Origin of the sequence: Microbulbifer sp. MCCC 1A16149 (assembly GCF_050368945.1) — a bacterium.
In the GTDB taxonomy this organism is placed as follows: Bacteria; Pseudomonadota; Gammaproteobacteria; order Pseudomonadales; family Cellvibrionaceae; genus Microbulbifer.
Map to the genome: position 1 here is coordinate 1301270 of NZ_CP185959.1, position 19884 is coordinate 1321153.

Annotated in this window: 17 protein-coding genes; 10 read left to right on the plus strand and 7 right to left on the minus strand. The window is 59.7% G+C overall.

The genetic code is table 11. The features are described 5' to 3' along the window. Positions 1-102: 102 nt before the first annotated feature. The 6 genes from ACONT6_RS05445 (at position 103) to ACONT6_RS05470 (ending at position 8008) form a co-directional block, all read left to right on the plus strand. Entirely contained in the window at positions 103-1287 is a 1185-nt protein-coding gene (locus ACONT6_RS05445) for an O-succinylhomoserine sulfhydrylase (protein ID WP_428820764.1), read from the plus strand. A gap of 104 nt (positions 1288-1391) precedes the next feature. Continuing rightward, positions 1392-2303 carry an AAA family ATPase gene (locus ACONT6_RS05450; protein WP_181255797.1) on the plus strand — a complete coding sequence of 304 codons (912 nt, stop codon included), beginning with the start codon at positions 1392-1394 and terminating at the stop codon, positions 2301-2303. Positions 2304-2313: 10 nt separating this feature from the next. Further along, entirely contained in the window at positions 2314-3339 is a 1026-nt protein-coding gene (locus ACONT6_RS05455; protein ID WP_428820765.1) for a DUF58 domain-containing protein, read from the plus strand. Continuing rightward, positions 3336-5435 carry a transglutaminase TgpA family protein gene (locus ACONT6_RS05460; RefSeq protein ID WP_428820766.1) on the plus strand — a complete coding sequence of 700 codons (2100 nt, stop codon included), beginning with the start codon at positions 3336-3338 and terminating at the stop codon, positions 5433-5435. The genes ACONT6_RS05455 and ACONT6_RS05460 overlap by 4 nt, the downstream gene beginning before the upstream one ends. 120 nt (positions 5436-5555) lie before the next feature. Further along, a complete protein-coding gene (locus ACONT6_RS05465) occupies positions 5556-6809 on the plus strand; it encodes an MFS transporter (RefSeq protein WP_428820767.1) in 1254 nt (417 codons plus the stop codon). Positions 6810-6814: 5 nt separating this feature from the next. Continuing rightward, positions 6815-8008, plus strand: coding sequence for an MFS transporter (locus tag ACONT6_RS05470; protein ID WP_428820768.1), 1194 nt, complete (start codon positions 6815-6817; stop codon positions 8006-8008). 61 nt (positions 8009-8069) lie between these two features. Here ACONT6_RS05470 and ACONT6_RS05475 read toward each other — a convergent pair whose 3' ends face one another. From ACONT6_RS05475 to arsC, 7 genes are all read right to left on the minus strand, one after another. Beyond that, positions 8070-9824 carry a sugar phosphorylase gene (locus ACONT6_RS05475; protein WP_428820769.1) on the minus strand — a complete coding sequence of 585 codons (1755 nt, stop codon included), beginning with the start codon at positions 9822-9824 and terminating at the stop codon, positions 8070-8072. A 58-nt stretch (positions 9825-9882) separates the two neighbouring features. Beyond that, positions 9883-11106 (minus strand): glycosyl transferase, encoded by a 1224-nt coding sequence (locus ACONT6_RS05480; RefSeq protein WP_078084604.1) that lies wholly within the window; start codon positions 11104-11106, stop codon positions 9883-9885. Between the two features lie 27 nt (positions 11107-11133). After that, a complete protein-coding gene (locus tag ACONT6_RS05485) occupies positions 11134-12012 on the minus strand; it encodes an HAD-IIB family hydrolase (RefSeq protein WP_428820770.1) in 879 nt (292 codons plus the stop codon). Positions 12013-12338: 326 nt separating this feature from the next. Continuing rightward, positions 12339-14207, minus strand: coding sequence for a signal peptide peptidase SppA (sppA, locus tag ACONT6_RS05490; RefSeq protein WP_428820771.1), 1869 nt, complete (start codon positions 14205-14207; stop codon positions 12339-12341). Positions 14208-14240: 33 nt separating this feature from the next. After that, on the minus strand, positions 14241-14624 hold the full coding sequence (locus tag ACONT6_RS05495) for a DUF2069 domain-containing protein (protein ID WP_428820772.1): 384 nt from the start codon (positions 14622-14624) through the stop codon (positions 14241-14243). Then, on the minus strand, positions 14617-15249 hold the full coding sequence (gene wrbA / locus ACONT6_RS05500) for an NAD(P)H:quinone oxidoreductase (RefSeq protein WP_428820773.1): 633 nt from the start codon (positions 15247-15249) through the stop codon (positions 14617-14619). The genes ACONT6_RS05495 and wrbA overlap by 8 nt, the downstream gene beginning before the upstream one ends. Then, entirely contained in the window at positions 15249-15593 is a 345-nt protein-coding gene (gene arsC, locus ACONT6_RS05505; protein ID WP_428820774.1) for an arsenate reductase (glutaredoxin), read from the minus strand. The genes wrbA and arsC overlap by 1 nt, the downstream gene beginning before the upstream one ends. A gap of 183 nt (positions 15594-15776) precedes the next feature. Between arsC and ACONT6_RS05510 the strand changes: the two genes are divergently transcribed. The 4 genes from ACONT6_RS05510 (at position 15777) to ACONT6_RS05525 (ending at position 19860) form a co-directional block, all read left to right on the plus strand. Further along, the gene (locus ACONT6_RS05510; RefSeq protein WP_428820775.1) at positions 15777-17156 is read left to right on the plus strand and encodes a YihY family inner membrane protein; all 1380 of its coding nucleotides are present in this window, start codon (positions 15777-15779) and stop codon (positions 17154-17156) included. Then, a complete protein-coding gene (locus ACONT6_RS05515) occupies positions 17113-17655 on the plus strand; it encodes a TlpA family protein disulfide reductase (protein WP_428820776.1) in 543 nt (180 codons plus the stop codon). Before ACONT6_RS05510 ends, ACONT6_RS05515 begins: the two co-directional genes overlap by 44 nt. Before the next feature lie 97 nt (positions 17656-17752). Beyond that, a complete protein-coding gene (locus ACONT6_RS05520) occupies positions 17753-19111 on the plus strand; it encodes an L-cystine transporter (RefSeq protein WP_428820777.1) in 1359 nt (452 codons plus the stop codon). 164 nt (positions 19112-19275) lie between these two features. Further along, positions 19276-19860 carry a glycine zipper 2TM domain-containing protein gene (locus ACONT6_RS05525; RefSeq protein ID WP_428820778.1) on the plus strand — a complete coding sequence of 195 codons (585 nt, stop codon included), beginning with the start codon at positions 19276-19278 and terminating at the stop codon, positions 19858-19860. Positions 19861-19884: the final 24 nt, after the last annotated feature.

Below are 19884 nucleotides of genomic sequence, written 5' to 3' on the forward strand. Positions count from 1 at the left end.
CGAAGCTCCCTGATCCGTGCCTCTTGGTTTTCGGTCTGCCAAAACTGCCTTGATGGGGTAAGATTACCGGTCCAACTATTTCTAACCCGGGACGGTTAATCCATGTTTGAAGACGACGGCTACGCACTGGAAACTCTGGCGGTACGTGCAGGCCAGAGCCGGTCGGCAGAAGGCGAGCACTCCGAATCCATTTACGCCACCTCCAGTTACGTCTTTCCCTCAGCGGCAGAAGCCGCCGCGCGCTTTTCCGGGGAGTCACCCGGCAACGTCTACTCGCGCTACACCAACCCCACCGTGCGCATGTTCGAACAGCGCATCGCCGCCATGGAAGGAGGGGAGGCCGCCGTCGCGACATCCAGCGGCATGGCCGCCATCCTCAGCCTGTGTATGGCACTGCTGAAAAGCGGCGACAAAGTTATCTGCTCGCGCAGTGTGTTCGGTACCACCACCGCACTGTTCACCCGTTACATGATCAAATTCGGCGTCAAGGTCACCTTCGTCGACCTCACCGATTTCCAGGCCTGGAAAGACGCGCTGGACGGCGACACCAAGCTGCTGTTTATGGAAACGCCCTCCAACCCCCTGTGTGAAGTGGCTGATATCCGCGCCATGGCGGATCTCGCCCACAGCGCCGGCGCGCAACTGGTCGTCGACAACTGTTTCTGTACACCGGCGCTGCAGCGTCCGCTGGAACTGGGGGCAGACATCGTCGTGCACTCCGCCACCAAATTCCTCGATGGCCAGGGACGTTGTGTCGGCGGTGTGGTTGTTGGGAAAAAAGAAGTGATGGACGAGATTGTCATCTTCCTGCGCACCTGTGGGCCCAGTATGAGCCCGTTCAACGCGTGGGTTTTTCTCAAGGGGCTGGAAACTCTGAAGCTGCGTATGCAGGCCCACTGCACCAGCGCACTGGATGTGGCATGGTGGCTGAAAGAGCAGCCGCAGGTGGAGAAAGTCAACTACGTCGGTCTTCCCAGCCACCCCAATCACCAGCTGGCCGCGGCCCAGCAATCCTGTTTCGGCGCGGTATTCAGCTTTACCGTGAAAGGCGGGCGCGAGTCTGCGTGGCAGGTGATCGATGCGTGCAAAATCTTCTCGGTTACCGCCAACCTGGGTGACGCGAAAAGTACCATCGTCCATCCCGCTACCACGACACACGGTCGCCTGAGCGAAGAGGACAAGGCCCGGGCCGGCATCAGTGAAAACCTGATCCGGATCTCGGTAGGACTCGAGAATGTGGAAGATTTGAAAGCCGATCTGGCGCGAGGCTTGTCGACCCTCGCATAATACGGTCACAATGGCGCGGAATGTGACATGATGAATGGCCTCGTTAACTGCGAGGCCTATCATTAATGGCTAGTGAAGAAAAACTGAGCAGTAATGGATTTGCCGTGCAAAAAATCATTTCCGCGATTGTTGCCGATATCGGCAAGGTCCTTCTGGGTAAAGAGCATCAGGTAAAACTGGCTTTGGCCTGCTTGCTGGCCCGCGGGCATCTGTTGATCGAAGACCTGCCCGGTATGGGCAAAACCACATTGGCGCACGCGTTGGCACAGGTCCTCGGCCTCAGCTACAAGCGCGTCCAGTTCACCAGCGATATGCTGCCCGCCGATATTCTCGGCGTGAGTATTTTCGAGCGCGACTCCGGTCAGTTCCGCTTCCACGAAGGCCCTGTTTTCAGCCAGTTGCTGCTTGCTGATGAGATCAACCGCAGCTCTCCCAAAACCCAGAGTGCGCTGCTTGAAGCCATGGAAGAGCGTCAGGTCAGTATCGACGGCGAAACCCGTGCGTTGCCCGAGCCCTTTTTCGTCATCGCCACCCAGAATCCACTGCAGCAATCCGGTACTTTCGTATTGCCGGAATCCCAGCTCGACCGCTTTCTGATGCGTATCAGCCTCGGGTATCCCACCCGTGAGGCCGAGCGCGCGCTGTTTCAGGGTGTTGACCCGCGCGCACAACTTGCCCAGCTCGAACCCCGTATCAACAGCGAAGGGCTGCGCAAGCTGCAGTCCCTGGTGGGGCAGGTAAAGGCATCCGAGTCCCTGCTCGATTATCTGGAGCGCCTGGTGCTGCACAGTCGTCAGAGCCCCGAATGTGCGGTGGGCCTTTCCCCGCGTGGGGCCCTGGCCCTGCTGCATGCGGCCCGCGCCTGGGCCCTGATCCACAACCGCGGCCACCTGCTGCCGGAAGACCTTCAGGCCGTTTTGCCCGCCGTTGCAGGTCACCGCCTGCAGACGGATGGCACCGACGGCACACAGCTGGTGGAACGCATGATGCACCAGGTGGATATTATCGCCGCCTGAGGCCCTTGACGTGCTCGAAAAACGCTTTGCAAACAGCGGCGACGCACCCACGGAAACCGGCCAAACGGCAATTCGGCCGTTGTTCCGCGCGCGCTGGTTGCGCTGGCTGGACCGCCGACTGCCCGCCGCCCGCCAGGTTACTCTGGATCACCGCAAACTCTTCGTACTGCCCACCGGCGCCGGCATGGGATTCCTGCTGGTGATTTTCCTGCTGTGGCTGCTCGGCACCAATTACGAAAACAACCTGGTGTTTGCTGTCGCATTCCTGCTTGTTGGATTGTTTGTGGTACTGCCGGTACACACCTTTGCCAACCTGTCTGGCCTGAAACTGCAGTTGCTGGATACAGAGCCCGCGTTTGCCGGCGATTTCGGGCGGGCCAGGTTGGCTTTGCACAAGACCGGTAAGCGCAGCCACGAGCGCGTGCGCCTGGCATGGCCTCCGGAAGAAGGCATTATTACCGACGTTATTAAAAGCGATACCCGGGAGGTCCACCTCGATCTCCCGCTGGTACAGCGCGGGCGTGTGCGCGCACCGCGAATCTATGTGCACAGCCGTTTTCCGCTGGGGCTGTTCTCATGCTGGAGTTGGGTCGACCTGGATGTGGAGTTTCTGGTGTATCCACAACCCAAGTCCGCTGGACCACTGCCTTTTGGCGCCAGTGTTGGGGAGGGCGAGCAGCTGCAGGCCTTTGCCCGCGGTGGTGACGACTTTGCCGGACTGAAAAATTATCAGCCGGGGGACTCCCTGCGGCATGTGGCCTGGAAACAGTACGCCGGGGGGCGGGACCTCTACAGTAAGGAATACGCCTCCGGCAGTGATCAGCATCTGTGGCTGGACTGGGACCTGCTGGGAGGCCGAGATGTGGAAACCCGCCTCAGCAACCTCTGTGCCTGGGTGCTGGAGGCGGATCGCGCGCAGGTCCCCTACGGCTTGCGTATCCCCGGGCAGACCATAGCGCCCGACCTTGGCACCGCGCATCGGCAGCAGGTACTCACTCGCCTGGCGTTGTTCCCGGTTCAGGGGATCAGTCAATGAGCGGGGGGGGTAGTCAGCTGGAATCACTGCTGCCGCGGGAGAGCCTGCTGTGGATTTTTGCCGCGCAGCTGGTGGTACTCCTGCCGCATTCTGCACACTTGCCTCTTTGGCTGCTGGGTGGCTGGTGCCTTGCCGTTTACTGGCGCCTGGAGGTGTTTCGCGGGCGGCGCGAGATGCCCGGGCGGATGGTCAAGCTGCTGGCGGTTTCCCTGGCACTGGCCGGCCTGGTACTCACTTACCGGCGCTGGTTTGCCCTGGAGCCCATGGTGGCGCTTCTGGCGGTATCTTTTACCTTAAAAAATATCGAGCTGGTGAGTCGGCGGGACGCCCTGTTGAGCCTGCTGCTGGCGTATTTCCTCGCCGCCACCCTGTTCGTGTTTGAACAGACGATTCCCTATGCGCTGTACGGCATTCTGTGTGTTGTGATCATCACTGCTGCGCTGATCGCGCAGCAGGGCCTTGGCAGTGCGCGCCCGGGCAGGGCGTTAGGATTGTCGGCCAAGCTGCTGGCGCAGGCGATGCCGGTGATGCTGGTGCTGTTTGTAGTGGTGCCGCGCCTCGGCCCCCTGTGGGCGGTGCCTCAGAACAGTAACTCGGCGAGTACCGGCATCAGTGACTCCATGAGCCCCGGGGACCTGAGCGAATTGTCCAAGTCCGCCAAGCCGGCCCTGCGCATCAGTTTTGACGGTCCCGTGCCGCCACCGGAACAGCGCTACTGGCGTGGGTTGGTATATACCCACTTCGACGGCCGCAGCTGGAGTGAGCCCGACGCTGACAGGGGCGGGCTCTGGGGGCGTTCGTGGCAGGGTAACCGCGGTCATGGGCGCAGCCTCCGCGGCGAGGATACCGACGCCAGTGAGCGACCACTTCCCGCAGTGGGGCCGCGATACCGTTACCAGGTTATTCAGGAGCCCAGCAACTCTCCCTGGTTGTTCGCTCTTGCCCGGCCGCATTCTGAGACCCGCGGCGTGCGTGAGACCGGCGACGATACCCTGGTGTACAAGACACCGGTGGCAAGCAGGCTCGCCTACGATGTGCGCTCCTGGCCCCGCGACAACGCCGCTAGCGATATGCAGCTGGGCGCCCTGGAGCGACGCAGCCATCTGCAGTTGCCCGCGCGGGGTAATCCCCGGGCGCGGGCCTGGGCACGGGCGCGGCGCGACGAGGGGTTGAGTGCCGAGGCCATTTCCGACGCCTTGCTGAATCTCTACAACCGCCGCTTCACTTATACCTTGCGGCCACCCACCTTGGGTGACGACAGTGTGGATGAATTCCTGTTTGCCACCCGCGAGGGCTTCTGTGAGCACTTTGCCAGCAGTTACGTGTTTACCATGCGGGCGGCTGGGGTTCCGGCCCGTGTAGTCGCTGGCTATCAGGGCGGCGAGTGGGTTGAGCAGGAGGAATATTTGCTGGTGCGCCAGTACGATGCCCACGCCTGGGCGGAAATCTGGCTGCCGGCACGGGGCTGGGTGCGAGTGGATCCGACGGCGGCGGTCGCACCGGAGCGGATTCGCGATGGTCTGCAGAGTGCTGCCGCGGACGAATTTATGCAGGATTCGCTGGTTCCGCTGCACAAATTCGCGTTTGTCTCCCGGCTGCGGCTGCAGTGGGACATGGTCAACTATCGCTGGTACAAGGCGGTAGTGAGTTTCGATAGCGAGCGGCAGCAGGGATTACTGCGAAGAATACTGGGAGAGGTTTCTCCCCTGCGGATGGCGCTGTTTATCGGGTTGCCCATGCTGCTGGCGCTGGTGTGTTTATTCGTGTGGCTGAAGCTGTCCAGCCGCGGCCCGGCACTGCCTACTAGCAGCCGGCTGTATCTGCGTTTCTGCCAGCGCATGGCGGGTGCCGGGCTGGCGCGCAATTTCGGTGAAACTCCGGGGGACTACGCGCGCAGGATTGAGCGCGAATTGCCGCGCCTCGGTCCGATGGCTGCGCGCATTACCAGTGCATATGAAAAAGCTGCCTATGGGGATGACGAGCAGGCGGAAAAACAGTTGCGGCGTCTGTTGAGAACCTTCTGGCCTCTGCGTCTGGCCCGGGGGGGGCTGCGGCACACCGACAGCCCCACGGAAGGTCAATCTGTGGGACAATAGCGCCCCCTCGGGTGGGCGCTGGTGCCCGCCTGAACTGCGCCGGGAGCAGCGCAGGATTGCGGCTGGGAACGCAATCCAGTCCTCCGGTGGCAGCGCGCAAACGCATTTCCGGATTCTGTAATGGCATTTCCCGCACTGGCCGCACGGCTGCGAACATTTCTGCTGGGCTATAGCGGCACCTCCCTGGCCACCGGCCTGCAGGTGGTACTGCTGCCGTGGATCGCGGTGGCGCTGGTCGAACTGCCAGCCCTGCAGCTGGGTTGGGTCCAGGCATCGGTGCTGCTACCCAATCTGGTTTTTCTTCTGTTTGGCGGCGCACTCGCGGACCGCTTCGACTCGGCGCGTGTGGCGGCACTGTCCTGTATCGGCCTGGGCCTGTGTCATACGGCGCTGGCTTACTACCTGTTAGATCGGCTTCCCAGCCTTCACCTCCTATTGCTGTACGGCGTGAGCCTTGGCATCTGCACCGCATTCCTGCAGCCGGCCCGGGACAATCTGGTGCAGCGGTGCGCGCGCACACCTGAAGATGGCAGCTCACGTCTGAGCGAAGCGCGGGTTCAGCATACCGTGACTTGGATGATGCTGGCCCAGTACGGTGGCCAGGCGGTAGGAATGCTGCTGGCAAGCCGCTTCGATCAGTGGGGCGCGGAACTGTTGTTGATGATCCAGGTAGGCGTTCTGCTCGCCGCCGCACTGTTTTTCTTTTCCCTGCGTCATCTGGGGCCGGCACCACACGCGGCCCGTCAGAAGCTGCCGCGGGCATTGCTTGAGGGGTTTGCCGAGGTAAAAAACAGCCGTGCGATTTTCGAACTGGTACTGCTTGTGGGATTCAACGGCCTGGTACATATCGGCGTATTCCTGGTGGTGCTGCCACTGATGGCGGAAAGCTACGGTCGCGGAGCCAGTTATTACGCGACCCTGCAGATTGCATTTGTACTGGGAACCGTCGTGGCGACCGTGACCATGTTGCGCCGGGGGCAGGGTGATACGCCCGGGCGCGGTGTGCTGATGTGCCTGCTCTACAGCGCTGCATTACTGATCGCCATAAGTTTTGGCCCCACGGTCTATGGGCTGATGTTCCTGTGTGCTTGCTGGGGCGCGGTAGCTGCTGCCTCTGCGGCGCTGGGCAAGTCGATTGTGCAATTGCTGGCTCCAGAGCAGGTGCGCAGCCGGATCATTTCGATCTATCAATTGTCGCTGTTCGGGTGTGCGGCGATTGGCGCGCTGGTGGCGGGCGCTATCAGTGAGTTTTCCGCCCCGCTGACTACCCTGTGGTGGGCCGGTATTTTCAGCCTGGTGGCTTTTGTACTTGCCTGGCTCAGCGGTGCCCTCCGTCAACTGCGTATCCATCAATCTGATTCTGCAGAGAACTGATTTTCATGCTTTCCCAATTCAACTGGCGTCGCCCGGAAATTCTGTTACTGCTGCTGGCGCTGGCAATGCCGCTTTCCTTCGGTGTGTGGCAGGCGCTACTGAACAATTTTGTGATCGAGCGTGCGCAATTTAGCGGTGCGGAAATCGGTCTGCTGCAGAGTGTGCGGGAGATACCCGGATTCCTCGCGTTTACCGTGGTATTCGTGCTGTTTCTGGTCCGCGAGCAGCGCCTGGCTTTTATCTCATTGATCGCGACCGGGGTGGGGGTAGCGCTGACCGGCTATTTTCCTTCCACCCTCGGTCTGCTGTGCACTACCTTGTTGATGTCGGTGGGTTTCCATTATTACGAGGCCCTGAAAACGTCACTGGCCCTGCAGTGGCTGCCCAAAGAGACCTCGGCCATCTGGCTCGGGCGCATTGTGGCGGTCGGCTCTTTTGCGTCTCTCGTGGCGTACGGGCTGGTGTGGATTGCCTCGGACATGCTGCAACTGGATTACACCTGGATTTATTTGCTGGGTGGCGGGATCACTGTCGCGATTGTTGCTGCGCTTTGGCTGATGTTTCCTGCATTCGAACAACCCCATGTGCAGCATCGCAAGATTATTTTGCGTAAACGTTACTGGCTGTATTACGCGCTGACTTTTATGAGCGGTGCCCGCCGCCAGATATTTGTGGTGTTTGCCGGATTTCTGATGGTGGAGAAATTCGGCTACAGTGTGGCGGAGATAGCCCAGCTGTTTATCGCCAACCACCTGCTTAACCTGTATCTGGCGCCCAAGATCGGCCGATTTATTGTGCGTTTCGGCGAGCGTAGGGCCCTGACACTCGAATATATCGGACTGATTATTGTCTTCGGCGGTTACGCGATCGTGGAAACGGCCACTGCGGCCGCGGCGCTGTATATTATCGACCACCTGTTTTTCTCCATGGCCATCGCGATCAAAACCTATTTCCAGAAAATTGTGGATGACCGGGATATCGCCTCGTCTGCTGCGGTGAGCTTTACCATCAACCATATCGCAGCGGTGGTGATTCCGGTGATGTTCGGTTTGATGTGGTTGGCCTCGCCGGCCGCGGTGTTCTGGTGCGGTGCGGCCATGGCCGCGGGGTCTCTGCTGCTGGCTCAGAATATTCCGGCGTTACCGGCGGCGGGGAATGAAGTGCGCTGGGGGCGGGGAGCGACTTCCGCCGCGGTATAGAACCGCGGCGGTAGTGAGTTGGGCCCAGGAGAACCCTACTCTCCGGGGCGTCGCACACGGTTTACCAGCGGTTGCTGATCCACAGGGTCTGGTAGGGATCCAGGGTTAGCGTGGCCAGCATATCGTGGAAGGTGACATCACTGATCAGGTCTTTCCATTCGTCGGTGCCAATCAGGTTGATGGCGTTGAGCGAAATGGTCTGTGGTTGGTCGGAGATATTATTCAGGCAGAAAATACTCTGCCTGCGATCCAGGCTCTGGCGCCAGAAGGCAAATACCTGATCCCCCAGGTGCAAAGTGAACTGTGTGGCGTTGGGATGGAAGGCCGGCTGATCCCGTCGCAGCTGAATCAGTTTGCGCAGCTGGTGGAACACATGGTGGTGGTGGCTTTCCGGGTCCGCCAGCACTTCGTTCAGCTCATGTTCCTGCCACTGGCGGCGATTGATCGCACGGTTGTGGCCGTGCTCTTTCATTCGCTCGTAGTCGTTGGTGGTGCCCATCAGACTGTGCAGATAAAACGCGGGAATCCCCTCCAGAGCCAGCATAATGGCATGTGCGCAGATAAAGCGTCGCAATTGCCACTCGTCTTCACCCTCGGTGGTCCCTTTGAGGGCATCAATCAGCGAAATATTGATCTCGTAGGGCTTGTTACTGCCGTCATCCAGGGCGCGCCAGGAAATCTGGCCGCCAAAGTTTTCCATGGTCTGGATCAGTGCTTCCTGTTCACTGTCTTCGAGTAGCCCCTCTACCGGACGCAAGCCGATGCCATCATGGGAAGCGATGAAATTGAAATAGGTGGTGCCGTTCTGTGCCGGCGGCATGCTCATCAGCCAGTTTTTCAGGTACCGGCAGTTGCCGGTGACCAGTGTGTTGACCAGCAGGGGCGGCAGGGAGAAATTGTAGATACAGTGCGCTTCGTTGGCATTGCCGAAGTACGAAAGATTCTCCTGGTTGGGAATATTGGTTTCGGTGATGATCACCGCATTGGGGTTGGCGTGTTCGATCAGCGTGCGTAGCAGGCGCACGATCTCATGGGTTTCTGCCAGGTTCAGGCAGTTGGTGCCCAGTTCTTTCCAGATAAACGCCACCGCATCCAGCCGGAACACCCGTACGCCCATGTCCAGGTACAGGCGGATAATGTCGACGATTTTGGCCAGCACCTTGGGGTTGGCGAAGTTCAGGTCGATCTGGTCGTGGCCGAATGTGCACCACACGTGGCGGGTACCGCGGGGGGTAGTGGTGGCTCGCAGAAGTGGGGTGACCCGGGGCCGAACCACTTTGCTGAGATCTTCCTTCGGGTCCATCTCCACGAAGAAGTCACTGCCGGGTTCCTCTCCTTTCTGGTAGTTCAGGAACCAGTCGTGCTGCGCCGAGCAGTGGTTGATGACGAGGTCCGCCATCAGGTGGAAGTCCGTGCTGATACGCAGTATGTCGTTCCAGTCCCCGAGCGGAGGATCCACCTGCTTGTAAGCAGATACCGCAAAGCCATCGTCACTGGTGTAGGGGAAGAACGGCAGAATATGCACCGTATTGATCAGCATCGGGAAGTGCGTATGCAGAAAATGGTGCAGGGTCTTCAGTGGGGGCTGGTTGCCGTTGATGATGCTGTTGCCGTAGGTGATGACGGCAATATCCGTCTGGTCCCAGAGGTTTTTGTGGGCCAGGGGGCTCTGGCAGTCCTCATCCAGACGCATGGTGCGGATCAGATCCTGCGCAATGGGCTCGATCTCCAGCTGCGGATAGATAAAGGTCAGGTGGTCCACCACCTTCTGGTGGAGAACCTCCTTGATTGGAACTTGAGAGTTGGAATGGCTCACGATATCCCCCCGGTTTCCAGGTATTTTTTATTGGGCTGTTGGGTCGTCATTGACTGGATCAGACGTTGTACTCTTCGTAGTCCGTCTCCACAGCCTGTTTTAGCTGCTTCAGGAAGCCCGGCTCGGCGCTGGTAATCCGGTTCCAGCTGGGAATGAATGGCGTCTCCATCGGGTTATCGAGAAACGCCTGCCCGGCTTTCACCAGGTTGCTGGCGAAGAGTTCCACTGTCTGCTCTTCCTTATGGATATCAAAATTCAGGCCATTAATGATGGCGTCATTGCGATAGGTTTCCACAAAGTCCAGGGCCACACGAAAATAGGTGGCCTTGATGCTGCGGAAAGTCTCTGACGAGAACACGGTGCCCTGGGTGGCCAGCTTGCGGAAAAACGACTTGGCGATGTCGATGGACATTTTGGACAGGCCGCCGTGTTCATCGTCGAATGAAACATCCTGGTGCTTGTGATCGTAGGCGTGGGCAATATCCACCTGGCACAAGCGGTTGGTTGAGTAATTGCGGTGCATTTCCGAGAGCACGCCGATCTCCAGCCCCCAGTCACTGGGAATCCGCAGGTCATTGATTACGTCGCGGCGGAAAGAAAACTCACCGGCGAGGGAATAGCGGAAGCTGTCCATATATTCCAGGTAGGGCGTGTGTCCGTAGATCTTTTTCAGGGTACGGATCAGCGGGGTGACCAGCAGTCGACACACTCGGCCATTGATTTTGCCGTTGGCCACACGGGAGTAATACCCCTTGCAGAACTCGTAGTTGAAGTTGGGGTTTGCCACGGGGTAGAACAGGCGCGCGAGCATGGCGCGGTCGTAGGTGACGATATCGCAGTCGTGCAGTGCAATGGCTTCCCCCCGGCGCGACGCCAGTATGTATCCCAGGCAATACCATACATTGCGGCCCTTGCCAGCATCCTTGGGCGCCAGCCCGTCCCGCTGCAGCTGCGCGTCCAGTTCCCGCAGGCGCGGACCGTCGTTCCACAGTACCCGCACATGCTGGGGCAACACACTGAACTGCTTGAGTGCGTCGCGATACTGGGATTCGTCGGCGCGGTCCAGGCCAATGACGATTTCTGAGAGATAGGGTACTTCGGAGAGGATTTTCAGAATCTTTGGCAGGGCCTCGCCTTCCAGTTCCGAATAGAGCGAGGGCAGCAGCAGGGACATGGGGCGATGCTTGGAGAAGCGGATCAGGTCCGCCTCCATATCTTCCAGGCTGCGGTTGGAGAGGTTGTGCAGGGTCGTGATGTCGCCATTCTGAAAAAAGTCGGTCACGGTTCACTTCCTATTTTGCGTTCTGAATTAAGTGCGGGCCCGCTCTGTGGACGCGGAGTCCGGGGCGAAAATTTCTGCAATGGCCTCCGCCCAACCCCGGGGCCCGGTTTCGCGGGTGACGATCAGCGAGGGATGGTGGGAAAGGGTAGGGGGCTGGTGTGCGGGAGAGCGCACAATGATGGCGATATCTGCGACCTTGAGCATGTCCAGGTCATTGGGGCCGTCGCCACTGGCGATAAGTTTGCAATCTCGATCGGTGTATTGCTGATAGGTTTTTTTCAGCAGTTTGGTAGCCAGGCCTTTGTCCGTCTGGCCCAGTACATGCAGGAAGCGGCCCCCCTGCAGGGTGGCGAATCCGGAGGCATTGGCGCGCGCGGTAAAAGCGAGTTTCTGCTGCGTATCTCCCTGCCACAGCAGGGGTTCGGAATAGCCGCGCTGATTGGCCTTTTCCGCTTCCCCCTGGGAGAGGCCAGTGGCGGCCACAATCTCCGCGGTGGATGCAGCGGCGAAGTTTAAATAGGGAGCGCCGTGGGCCTCGCTATCCTGTTTCAGGAAGTCGAGGATACAGTCCCGGCGTGCACCGGGTTCCAACACCCAGTAGCCCGCTTCTTCACGGGCCCGTTCCGGCTTATGGGGAAAGTAGCCGCGGGGAATGAAAATCGCCGATCCATTTTCCACGATAAACGGATGCTGGTTGTTCAGCACCCGGCGCAGTTCTAGCATCTCATCGCGAGTCTTGCTGCTGTTGAGAATGACCGGGATCCCGCTGGCTTCGAGTTCGGCCAGGGTGGCATCCGCCGGTTGATGGGAGTAACTGAAGTGGTCCAGCAGGGTCCCATCCAGGTCACTGGCGATCAGCCACTGAATTTCGGTGGAAGGGTACGGCGCTTGCTGTTTGGCAGTCATTGAAATCCGGGCTGGTGGGAAATTTATCGATTAGTCATTTGCGTACTACCAATACCTCAATCCAAAAATAGTGCCAGTCGGCGAAAAGTGAGCTACGACGGTGCTTTCAGGCCATTGATTGGCGAAGAATTCATTATGTTGGGTCGGTGCCCCTGGGGATAGTGGCGAAACTGCGCCAAATTGGGGCGCTTCGTGCTCCGAGATATTTTGCGTGCGGCAAAGTGGTGCGACTGGTGTCGGGGGCGGTGTCGGAGCAGTATCGTGGGGATGAGAACAGCGCCAGCCCTCACCGGCAATACCGGCGGGGCGGACGTTCAGGGGGCTGCTCAGGGCGCGACGCAGCTCATGCAGCGTACATACAGTGCTCGGGGATCGCGGAAGGTTTTCAGTTCTGCCAGTGGTTGCAGCGCGGGTTGCAGGCTGCTGAACCAGGCTCCCAGCGGCAGGTTCTGCTCGACGCTGGCGGCAACTCTGGCGTCTACGTTATCGGCCAGCGCGCGCATCAGCTTTTCACTGGTGGTCAGTTCGCGCTGAATCTCCACGATTTCGTAGTCTTCCAGGTTGGCGACCTGTGCCGCGTCGGCAATGGCGTCCTTCAGGTTGCCAAGCTCATCCACCAGTCCCAGTTTATGGGCAGTGCGTCCGGTCCATACCTGGCCCTGGGCAATTTTATGGATTTCCTGCGGTGTACTGTTGCGGGCTTCCGCTACCAGTTGCAGGAACTGGCTGTAAGTATGCTCCACGCCCTGCTGCAGGATATCCGCGGCAGCTTCCGGCAGTGCGCGATCCAGGCGCATGGTGCCGGCCAGCTCGGTAGTGCCCACACCGTCGTTGTATACACCCAGGTGCTCCAGGGATTCCTCAAACGTGGGGAAGGCACCAAACACACCGATGGATCCGGTGATGGTGGACGGGGAAGCCCAGATGCGGTCGCCGCCGGCGGCGATCCAGTAGCCACCGGAAGCGGCGACACTGCCCATGGAAATGACTACCGGGATGCCCGCTTCACGGGTGGCGAGCAGTTCCTGGCGGATGGCCTCGGAGGCAAAGGCGGAGCCGCCGGGGCTGTCGATGCGCAGCACCAGGGCCTTGACCTTTTTCTCGCGGGCCTCGGCGATCAGGTCGCCCAGGGTGGCACTGCCGATCTGCCCGGCGGGTGCCTCACCGTCGACGATGGCGCCGGCGGCACTGATCAAACCGATCTTTTCTTTGTGCTGACGGGGATCCGGCAGGTTGGTCAGCTTCATATGCCGCAGGTAGTCCATGGCATTGATAGCCTTGTACTGGGATTTGTCGGCTTCGTTGACCCCAACCAGCTCCTGCAGCTCCGCCACTGCGGCGCGACGGGTGAGCAACTTGTCCACAAACTTGTTGGCGAGCGCTGCATCCGCCCAGCTACCGCCTTCAGCGCGCAGGTTTTGCGGCAGGTCGGCGATATAGGCGTCCACCGCATTGGGCGGCAGGTTGCGCAGGCCGGTGACCTGTTCCGTGTACTCGCTCCACAGCTGGTGCAGCCAGCGGGCGTTGTTTTCCCGCGATGCCGGGCTCATGTCGTCACGGGTGTACGGCTCAATAAAGTCTTTGTAATCGCCGACCCGAAACACGTGGAAATTGATTTTGAGCTTGTCCAGGGCACTTTTGTAGTAATTGCGATAGCTGCCGAAGCCGGTCAGCAACAGAGAGCCCATGGGATTCATGTAGACCTTGTCGGCGTGGCTGGCGAGGAAGTACTGGCCCTGGGTGAAGTTGTCGCCAATGGCGTAGACCGGCTTGTCGCTGGACTTGAAGCGGCGTACGGCCTCGCCCACCTCTTCGAGCTTGCTGAGGCTGGCGCCACCGAGGTGATCCAGTTCCAGCACCAGCGCGGCGATGCGGTTGTCGTTGGCAGCGCGGTCGATGGCGTCGACCAGGTCTTTTACCCGGGTCTCCGGGGGTGTAGCCGGGCCGCCAAAAAATGCGGGCACGCCACTGGGCTGGCTCACTTCGTCCACCAGGTAGCCACCCGGTGCGACTTTCAGCGCAGCCCCCTGGGGCACGGTGATGCGCTCTTCACCGCCAAATATGGCCATGCCAATGAACAGTAACAGCAAAAGGAACAGCAGGTTGGTGAATACCCGGCGCAGCCAGGTGATGGCGCCGCCAATGGCACCAAAAAAACTGCGGATGGGACCGCGGTGACGGGTTGCTTCGGTCAAACCTGAAACTCCTTGTGTCGGTCTGTTGTAGTTCTAGGTGTTCGCGTTGTGCAATTGCACCTGCCAGCGGCTGGTCATCATTGCAGATACAAACAGGATAAGGCTGAGGGCGGTTAATACGCCATGCTGCCAGCCGCGCCCAGGCATCATTACGTCGACGATTCCGGCGGTGATGTACAGCAGCAGGATAAAACACAGCCATAAGTAGCTGCGTTGACGCTGCTTGAGCAACCCCGGCAGCACCAGTAGCAGAGGCACCGTCTGTAGCAGCCACCACTTAATGGAGCCGCCGAGAAACAGGTTCCATACAGCGAACAGTAGCAGAAGGCCGCCATAGCAGACCCAGTTGAGTTTGCGGGCAATTTCCAGCTTGCGAGCAACGCGCACCGGGTCGATGGGTTTGGCTTTTTTAGCCATGGTGATCTCCCTGTTCCTGGCCGGGTTTCACCAGCAACTGCTGGGCGAGGGTGCCGATGCGCTGGCCGAGAGCGCGACACAGGATGGTTTCGTCTTCGCTCAGGTCGCTGGTGTCGCTACCGCTGGCCCAGTGGGATGCGCCGTATGGGGTGCCACCGGTGGTGGTGTGCATCAGCGCGGCTTCAGAGTAGGGGATACCGGCGATGACCATGCCGTGGTGCAGTAGGGGCAGCATCATCGAGATCAGCGTGCTCTCCTGTCCGCCGTGCAGGCTGCCGGTGGAAGTGAATACCGCGGCAGGCTTGCCGGTTAGGCTGCCATCGAGCCACATGTCACTGGTCTGGTCGAGAAAATAGCGCAGCGGGGCGGCCATATTGCCGAAGCGCGTCGGGCTGCCGAGCAGCAGGCCGGCGCACTGGCGCAGATCGTCCGTTGTGCAGTAGGGCGCGCCACTGTCGGGCACCGGCGCCAAGCTTGCTTCGGTATCCGGGGAGACCGGCGGCACGGTACGCAGGCGTGCGCTCATTCCCTGTTGCTCGACGCCGCGGGCGAGCTCGGCGGCCATTTTGGCGGTTGCGCCGCTGCGGCTGTAATAGAGGATCAGAATGTAGGGCGCTGTGGCCATCAGATCAGCTCCAGCACATTTTCCGGCGGACGGCCGAGAACAGCCTTGTCGCCTTTGACCACGATCGGGCGCTCGATTAGTTTGGGGTTCGTCACCATTGCCTCGATAAGGGCATCGTCGGCCAGGGCTGCATCTTTCAGGTTCAGTGCCTTGTAGGCGTCTTCGCCCTTGCGCAGCAGGTCGCGTGCGCCGATGCCCAGTTTACCCAGCAGGCTTTTGAGTGTGGCGGCATCCGGCGGTGTTTCCAGATACAGCACCACCTCCGGTTCGATATTGTTGTCCTGCAGCAATTGCAGGGTCTGGCGGGATTTTGAACAGCGCGGGTTGTGATAGATCGTCCACATTGAAGGGGTATCCTGTTAAGGTTTGGCGTATTCTAACAGGTGGTGGTGGGGCGTCCATGAACCCGCCGCATTCGTCGACTACGCTGAGGTATGGCGTACTTTTTAGACAGAATACACGGTTTTCTGCACGGAACCCGTACGCGGTTCCGGCAGTCGTGGCTATATAACAAACTGAGAAGACCCATGACTGAAATGGTGCATCGCTGGCGTCGCTTTTTTACTTCCCTGTGGACGGTATTCAACGAAAAAAACTGCCGACAGAATGCGGCGGCGCTCACCTACATGACGCTGTTTGCGATTGTTCCCCTGGTAACTGTTAGTTACGCCATGCTGTCGTTGTTTCCGGATTTTGCCGGTCTCGAAAGCAAGATCCAGCAGCAGATTTTTTCCCACTTCGTGCCGGAGAGCGGGCGTGATGTGCAGGAGTACATCAGCAGTTTTTCTTCCCAGGCCCAGCGCCTCACCGGTGCGGGTATCGGCCTGCTGTTGTTGACCGCCGGATTCATGTTGAAAAACATCGAGGCCACGTTCAATGCCATCTGGGATATTCCCAAGGGGCGTCGCGGGGTTTCCAGCTTTCTTTTGTACTGGGCAATTCTGAGCCTGGGGCCGATCCTGCTCGGGGCCGGGATGGCCGCAACCACTTATCTGTTTTCACAGAAAGTTCTCGCGCAAAACGACAGCCTGGGGCTGTTGCCTGTGGTATTGCGGATTCTGCCATGGGTGTTTACCGCAATTGCCTTCACCCTGCTGTTTGTCGCCGTGCCCAACTGCCGTGTTCCCCTGCGCCACGGTCTTGCCGGCGGTGTGATTACCGCCTTTGCGTTTGAAGCGGCCAAGTACCTGTTTGGTGCCATCGTCGCGCGTAGTTCGGTACAAGCGATTTACGGTGCCTTCGCATTCGTGCCGCTGTTTCTGATCTGGATTTACCTGATGTGGATGATCGTGCTGGCGGGCTGCGTGCTGGTACGGACCCTGTCTGCCTATCACGCTGCGGCCCAGGGGCGAAATTATTCTGATCTGGTGGCCACCCTGTCGTTGCTGTGGAAGTTCTTCAGCAATTATCAGAAGGGGATGCCGGTATGCGAGCAGGATATTTCCCGCGCGGGTATCCGGCCTTCACAGTGGCGGCATATCCGCGAGGTACTGCAATCCAACCGGGTGATTTCCCAGACCGACCGCAACGACTATGTACTGGTGCGCGACCTGGATTCCATCACCCTGCAGCAACTGGCAGACTGGCTGCATCCCACGCCGCTGCCGGAAAATGCCCACCGCGAACTGCAGCAGCGGCCCTGGTACCGGCAGGTGGATGCGCGTTTCCGCGAGGCGCGGGAATATTCCCGCAAGCAGTTCTCCCAGAGCCTGGGGGATCTGTTCCGGGAATCCATGGCTACGGAGATGCTGGAGAAATCCGTGGATACCGCGGATGCGGAGCCCGCGCTGCCGCCACCGGAAAGCAGTGCGGCGGCGGAGCAGAAGGACAGCAAGAAAACCAATAATAAAGGGAGTAGCCGCAATGCCCGCAGTGGCAAGTCGACAACTAAAACAGCCAAGTCCTGAGGTCCGCCGGCGCGCTGCGGGATTGCCATATGCCGCGCTGTTTTCAAAGGTGTGGGTAGCGTTGCTGGCGGTGTCGCTAATCGCCGGTTGCGGCAAGTCCCCGGGTGGAATGCAGGCACTCAGTGGCGAACCCCTGGCCGGCGAGGGCAAGATCCTGCTGGTGAACTATTGGGCAGAATGGTGCGCACCCTGTCGCGAGGAAATTCCCGAGTTGAATGCGTTCTACCGGGAGCACAGCGAGCAGGTGCTGGTGCTCGGTATCAACTTTGATCAGTTACCGGCAGAGCAGGTGCGCCAGCAGGCGGACAAGTTCGGTATCCAGTTCCCGCTGCTCGCGGCGGCTCCCCAGGGGCGTTGGGGGCAGCCCATGCCGCAGGTTTTACCGTCTACCCTGATTATCGGTCGCGACGGGGAGTGGCGGCGCACACTGGTGGGCCCGCAGACCGTTGAATCCATTGCCGAGGCGATTTTCGGCGTGGATCAGGGCGCAAACTTCTAGGGCTATAACTAAAGTGTCTTTAAAGGAAAACTGCGCCAGCTGTTAGGATGCGGTCAATTTTCTAACCGTAAAGTTTGTAAATTGGGACTCAAATTCCGTGCAGCTTAGTGCGTTTCTTCTCCTCGCGTTTTACCTCTTCCTTATCTGGCCACTGGCGCGCTGGCATCGCAGCCGCAATTCCCTGGCGCCGGCGGTGTTCGCCGGCCTGCTGCTGGGGGTGCTGTTTGGTGGCTTTATGCACCTGCTGCAGGGGTGGGGCGTAGACACGCCGTGGGTGCTCGACTGGGTGGGTCTGATTGGGGATGGCTACGTCAACCTGCTGCACCTGCTGGTAATGCCGCTGGTGCTGGTCTCGATTCTCAGTGCGGTGGTCAAAGTCAGTGACACCCGCTCTCTGGGTAAAATCAGTGGCTCGGTACTGGCGGTGCTACTGGGTACTACGGCTATTTCTGCATTCATCGGCGTGGTGATCGCTTGGCTGTTCGGGCTATCCGCTGAGGGGCTGGTGGAAGGTGCGCGGGAAGCGGCGCGTGTCGAGGTGCTGAACGAGCGTATCGGCCGTGTCAGCGACCTGAGTATCCCGGAGATCCTTACTTCTTTTATCCCGCGTAATATCTTTGCCGACCTTGCCGGTGCGCGCGACACTTCGGTGATTGCGGTGGTGGTGTTTGCGGTATTGCTCGGCCTCGCTGCACTGGGCGTGCGGCGGGAAAACCCGGAGCAGGGGGCGGCCATCGAGCATTTCGTGTCCGTGGCCCAGGCCTGGGTTATGAAGCTTGTCCGCCTGATCATGGCGTTCACCCCCTACGGGGTGATGGCGCTGGTCACTGCACTGATCGCGAAATCCAGCTGGGCGGATATCTTTAATCTGTTCAACTTCGTGATTGCCTCATTTGTCGCCATCGCCCTGATGTTTATCGTGCACGGGATACTGTTGCTGGTGAACGGTATCAGCCCGTTACACTATTTTGCCAAGGTATGGCCGGTGCTGGTGTTCGCATTCAGTTCCCGCTCCAGTGCCGCCACTATTCCGCTGAATGTGGAAACCCAGATCGACGAACTGAAAAACTCCCCGGCGATCGCCAACTTTTCTGCCTCCTTTGGTGCCACCATCGGCCAGAACGGCTGCGCGGGTATCTATCCGGCGATGCTCGCGGTGATGGTGGCGGTTCCCATGGGTATCAATATCTTTGATCCGGTATGGCTGACCTCGCTGATCGCAGTGATTGTGATCAGCTCCTTCGGTATTGCCGGGGTCGGTGGCGGGGCGACGTTTGCCGCGCTGGTGGTGTTGCCCACCATGGGGTTGCCTGTACAGATCGCAGCCCTGCTGATCTCCGTGGAGCCGCTGATCGATATGGCGCGCACCGCGCTCAATGTGAATGGTGCCATGACCGCAGGGACGCTCACCCAGCGCTGGCTGGGCCCGAAAAGCGTATCCGCCGAGGTAGCGTAAGCACTCCGTAAAAAGTTCCACCGAGTTCAGGAAGGATTCAGGCTACCGGGATTAAAGTGCTCCCATCGGCTGGAAAGGCCGTTTAACAGACGCGGATTGCCGTACCCGGAGCGGGCGGCGGCCGCCAGCGGGCATCACAGCCCGGGTCTCAGGGAGCACTGCACATGATCAATATTCAAAGACTTATCAAGCAACTGGCCTTTGCCGGCCTGACCGCGAGCCTGGTGGGTGTCAGTGCCCACAGCAACGCCGGTGAGAGCGGTTACTACGAGGGCCAGGACGGCTACGATTACGCCATCGTCACCGGCGTGACCCCCATCTACAACGATATCCAAGTGGTCGAACCGCGCACCCAGTGCTGGGACCAGACCGTTACCTACCAGCAACCTTCCCCTGCGGGCGCCATCATCGGTGGCCTGATCGGCGCCGCCGTCGGGCGCGATGCCGCCCGTGGCTATCGCCATGGGCGCGGCCGTCACGGTCATTACCATCGCGGCAACAAAGGTGCTGGTACAGTGGCGGGTGCGGCAGTGGGCGCAATGATTGGCAGCGCCGTCAGTCGCCACAATGCACCGGTGCAGTACGGCACCCAGCAGCGCTGCCAGGTTGTCGAAGAAGTCAGCACCCGTCGGGAATTGGTAGGATATGACGTAAACTACCGCTATAACGGTCAGGAATATCTAATTCGCACTGACCGGCATCCTGGAGATAGAATCCGGGTACGCGTAGACGTCACGCCGGTCCTTTGATGGAGTCCGACCGGTGTATTCAGA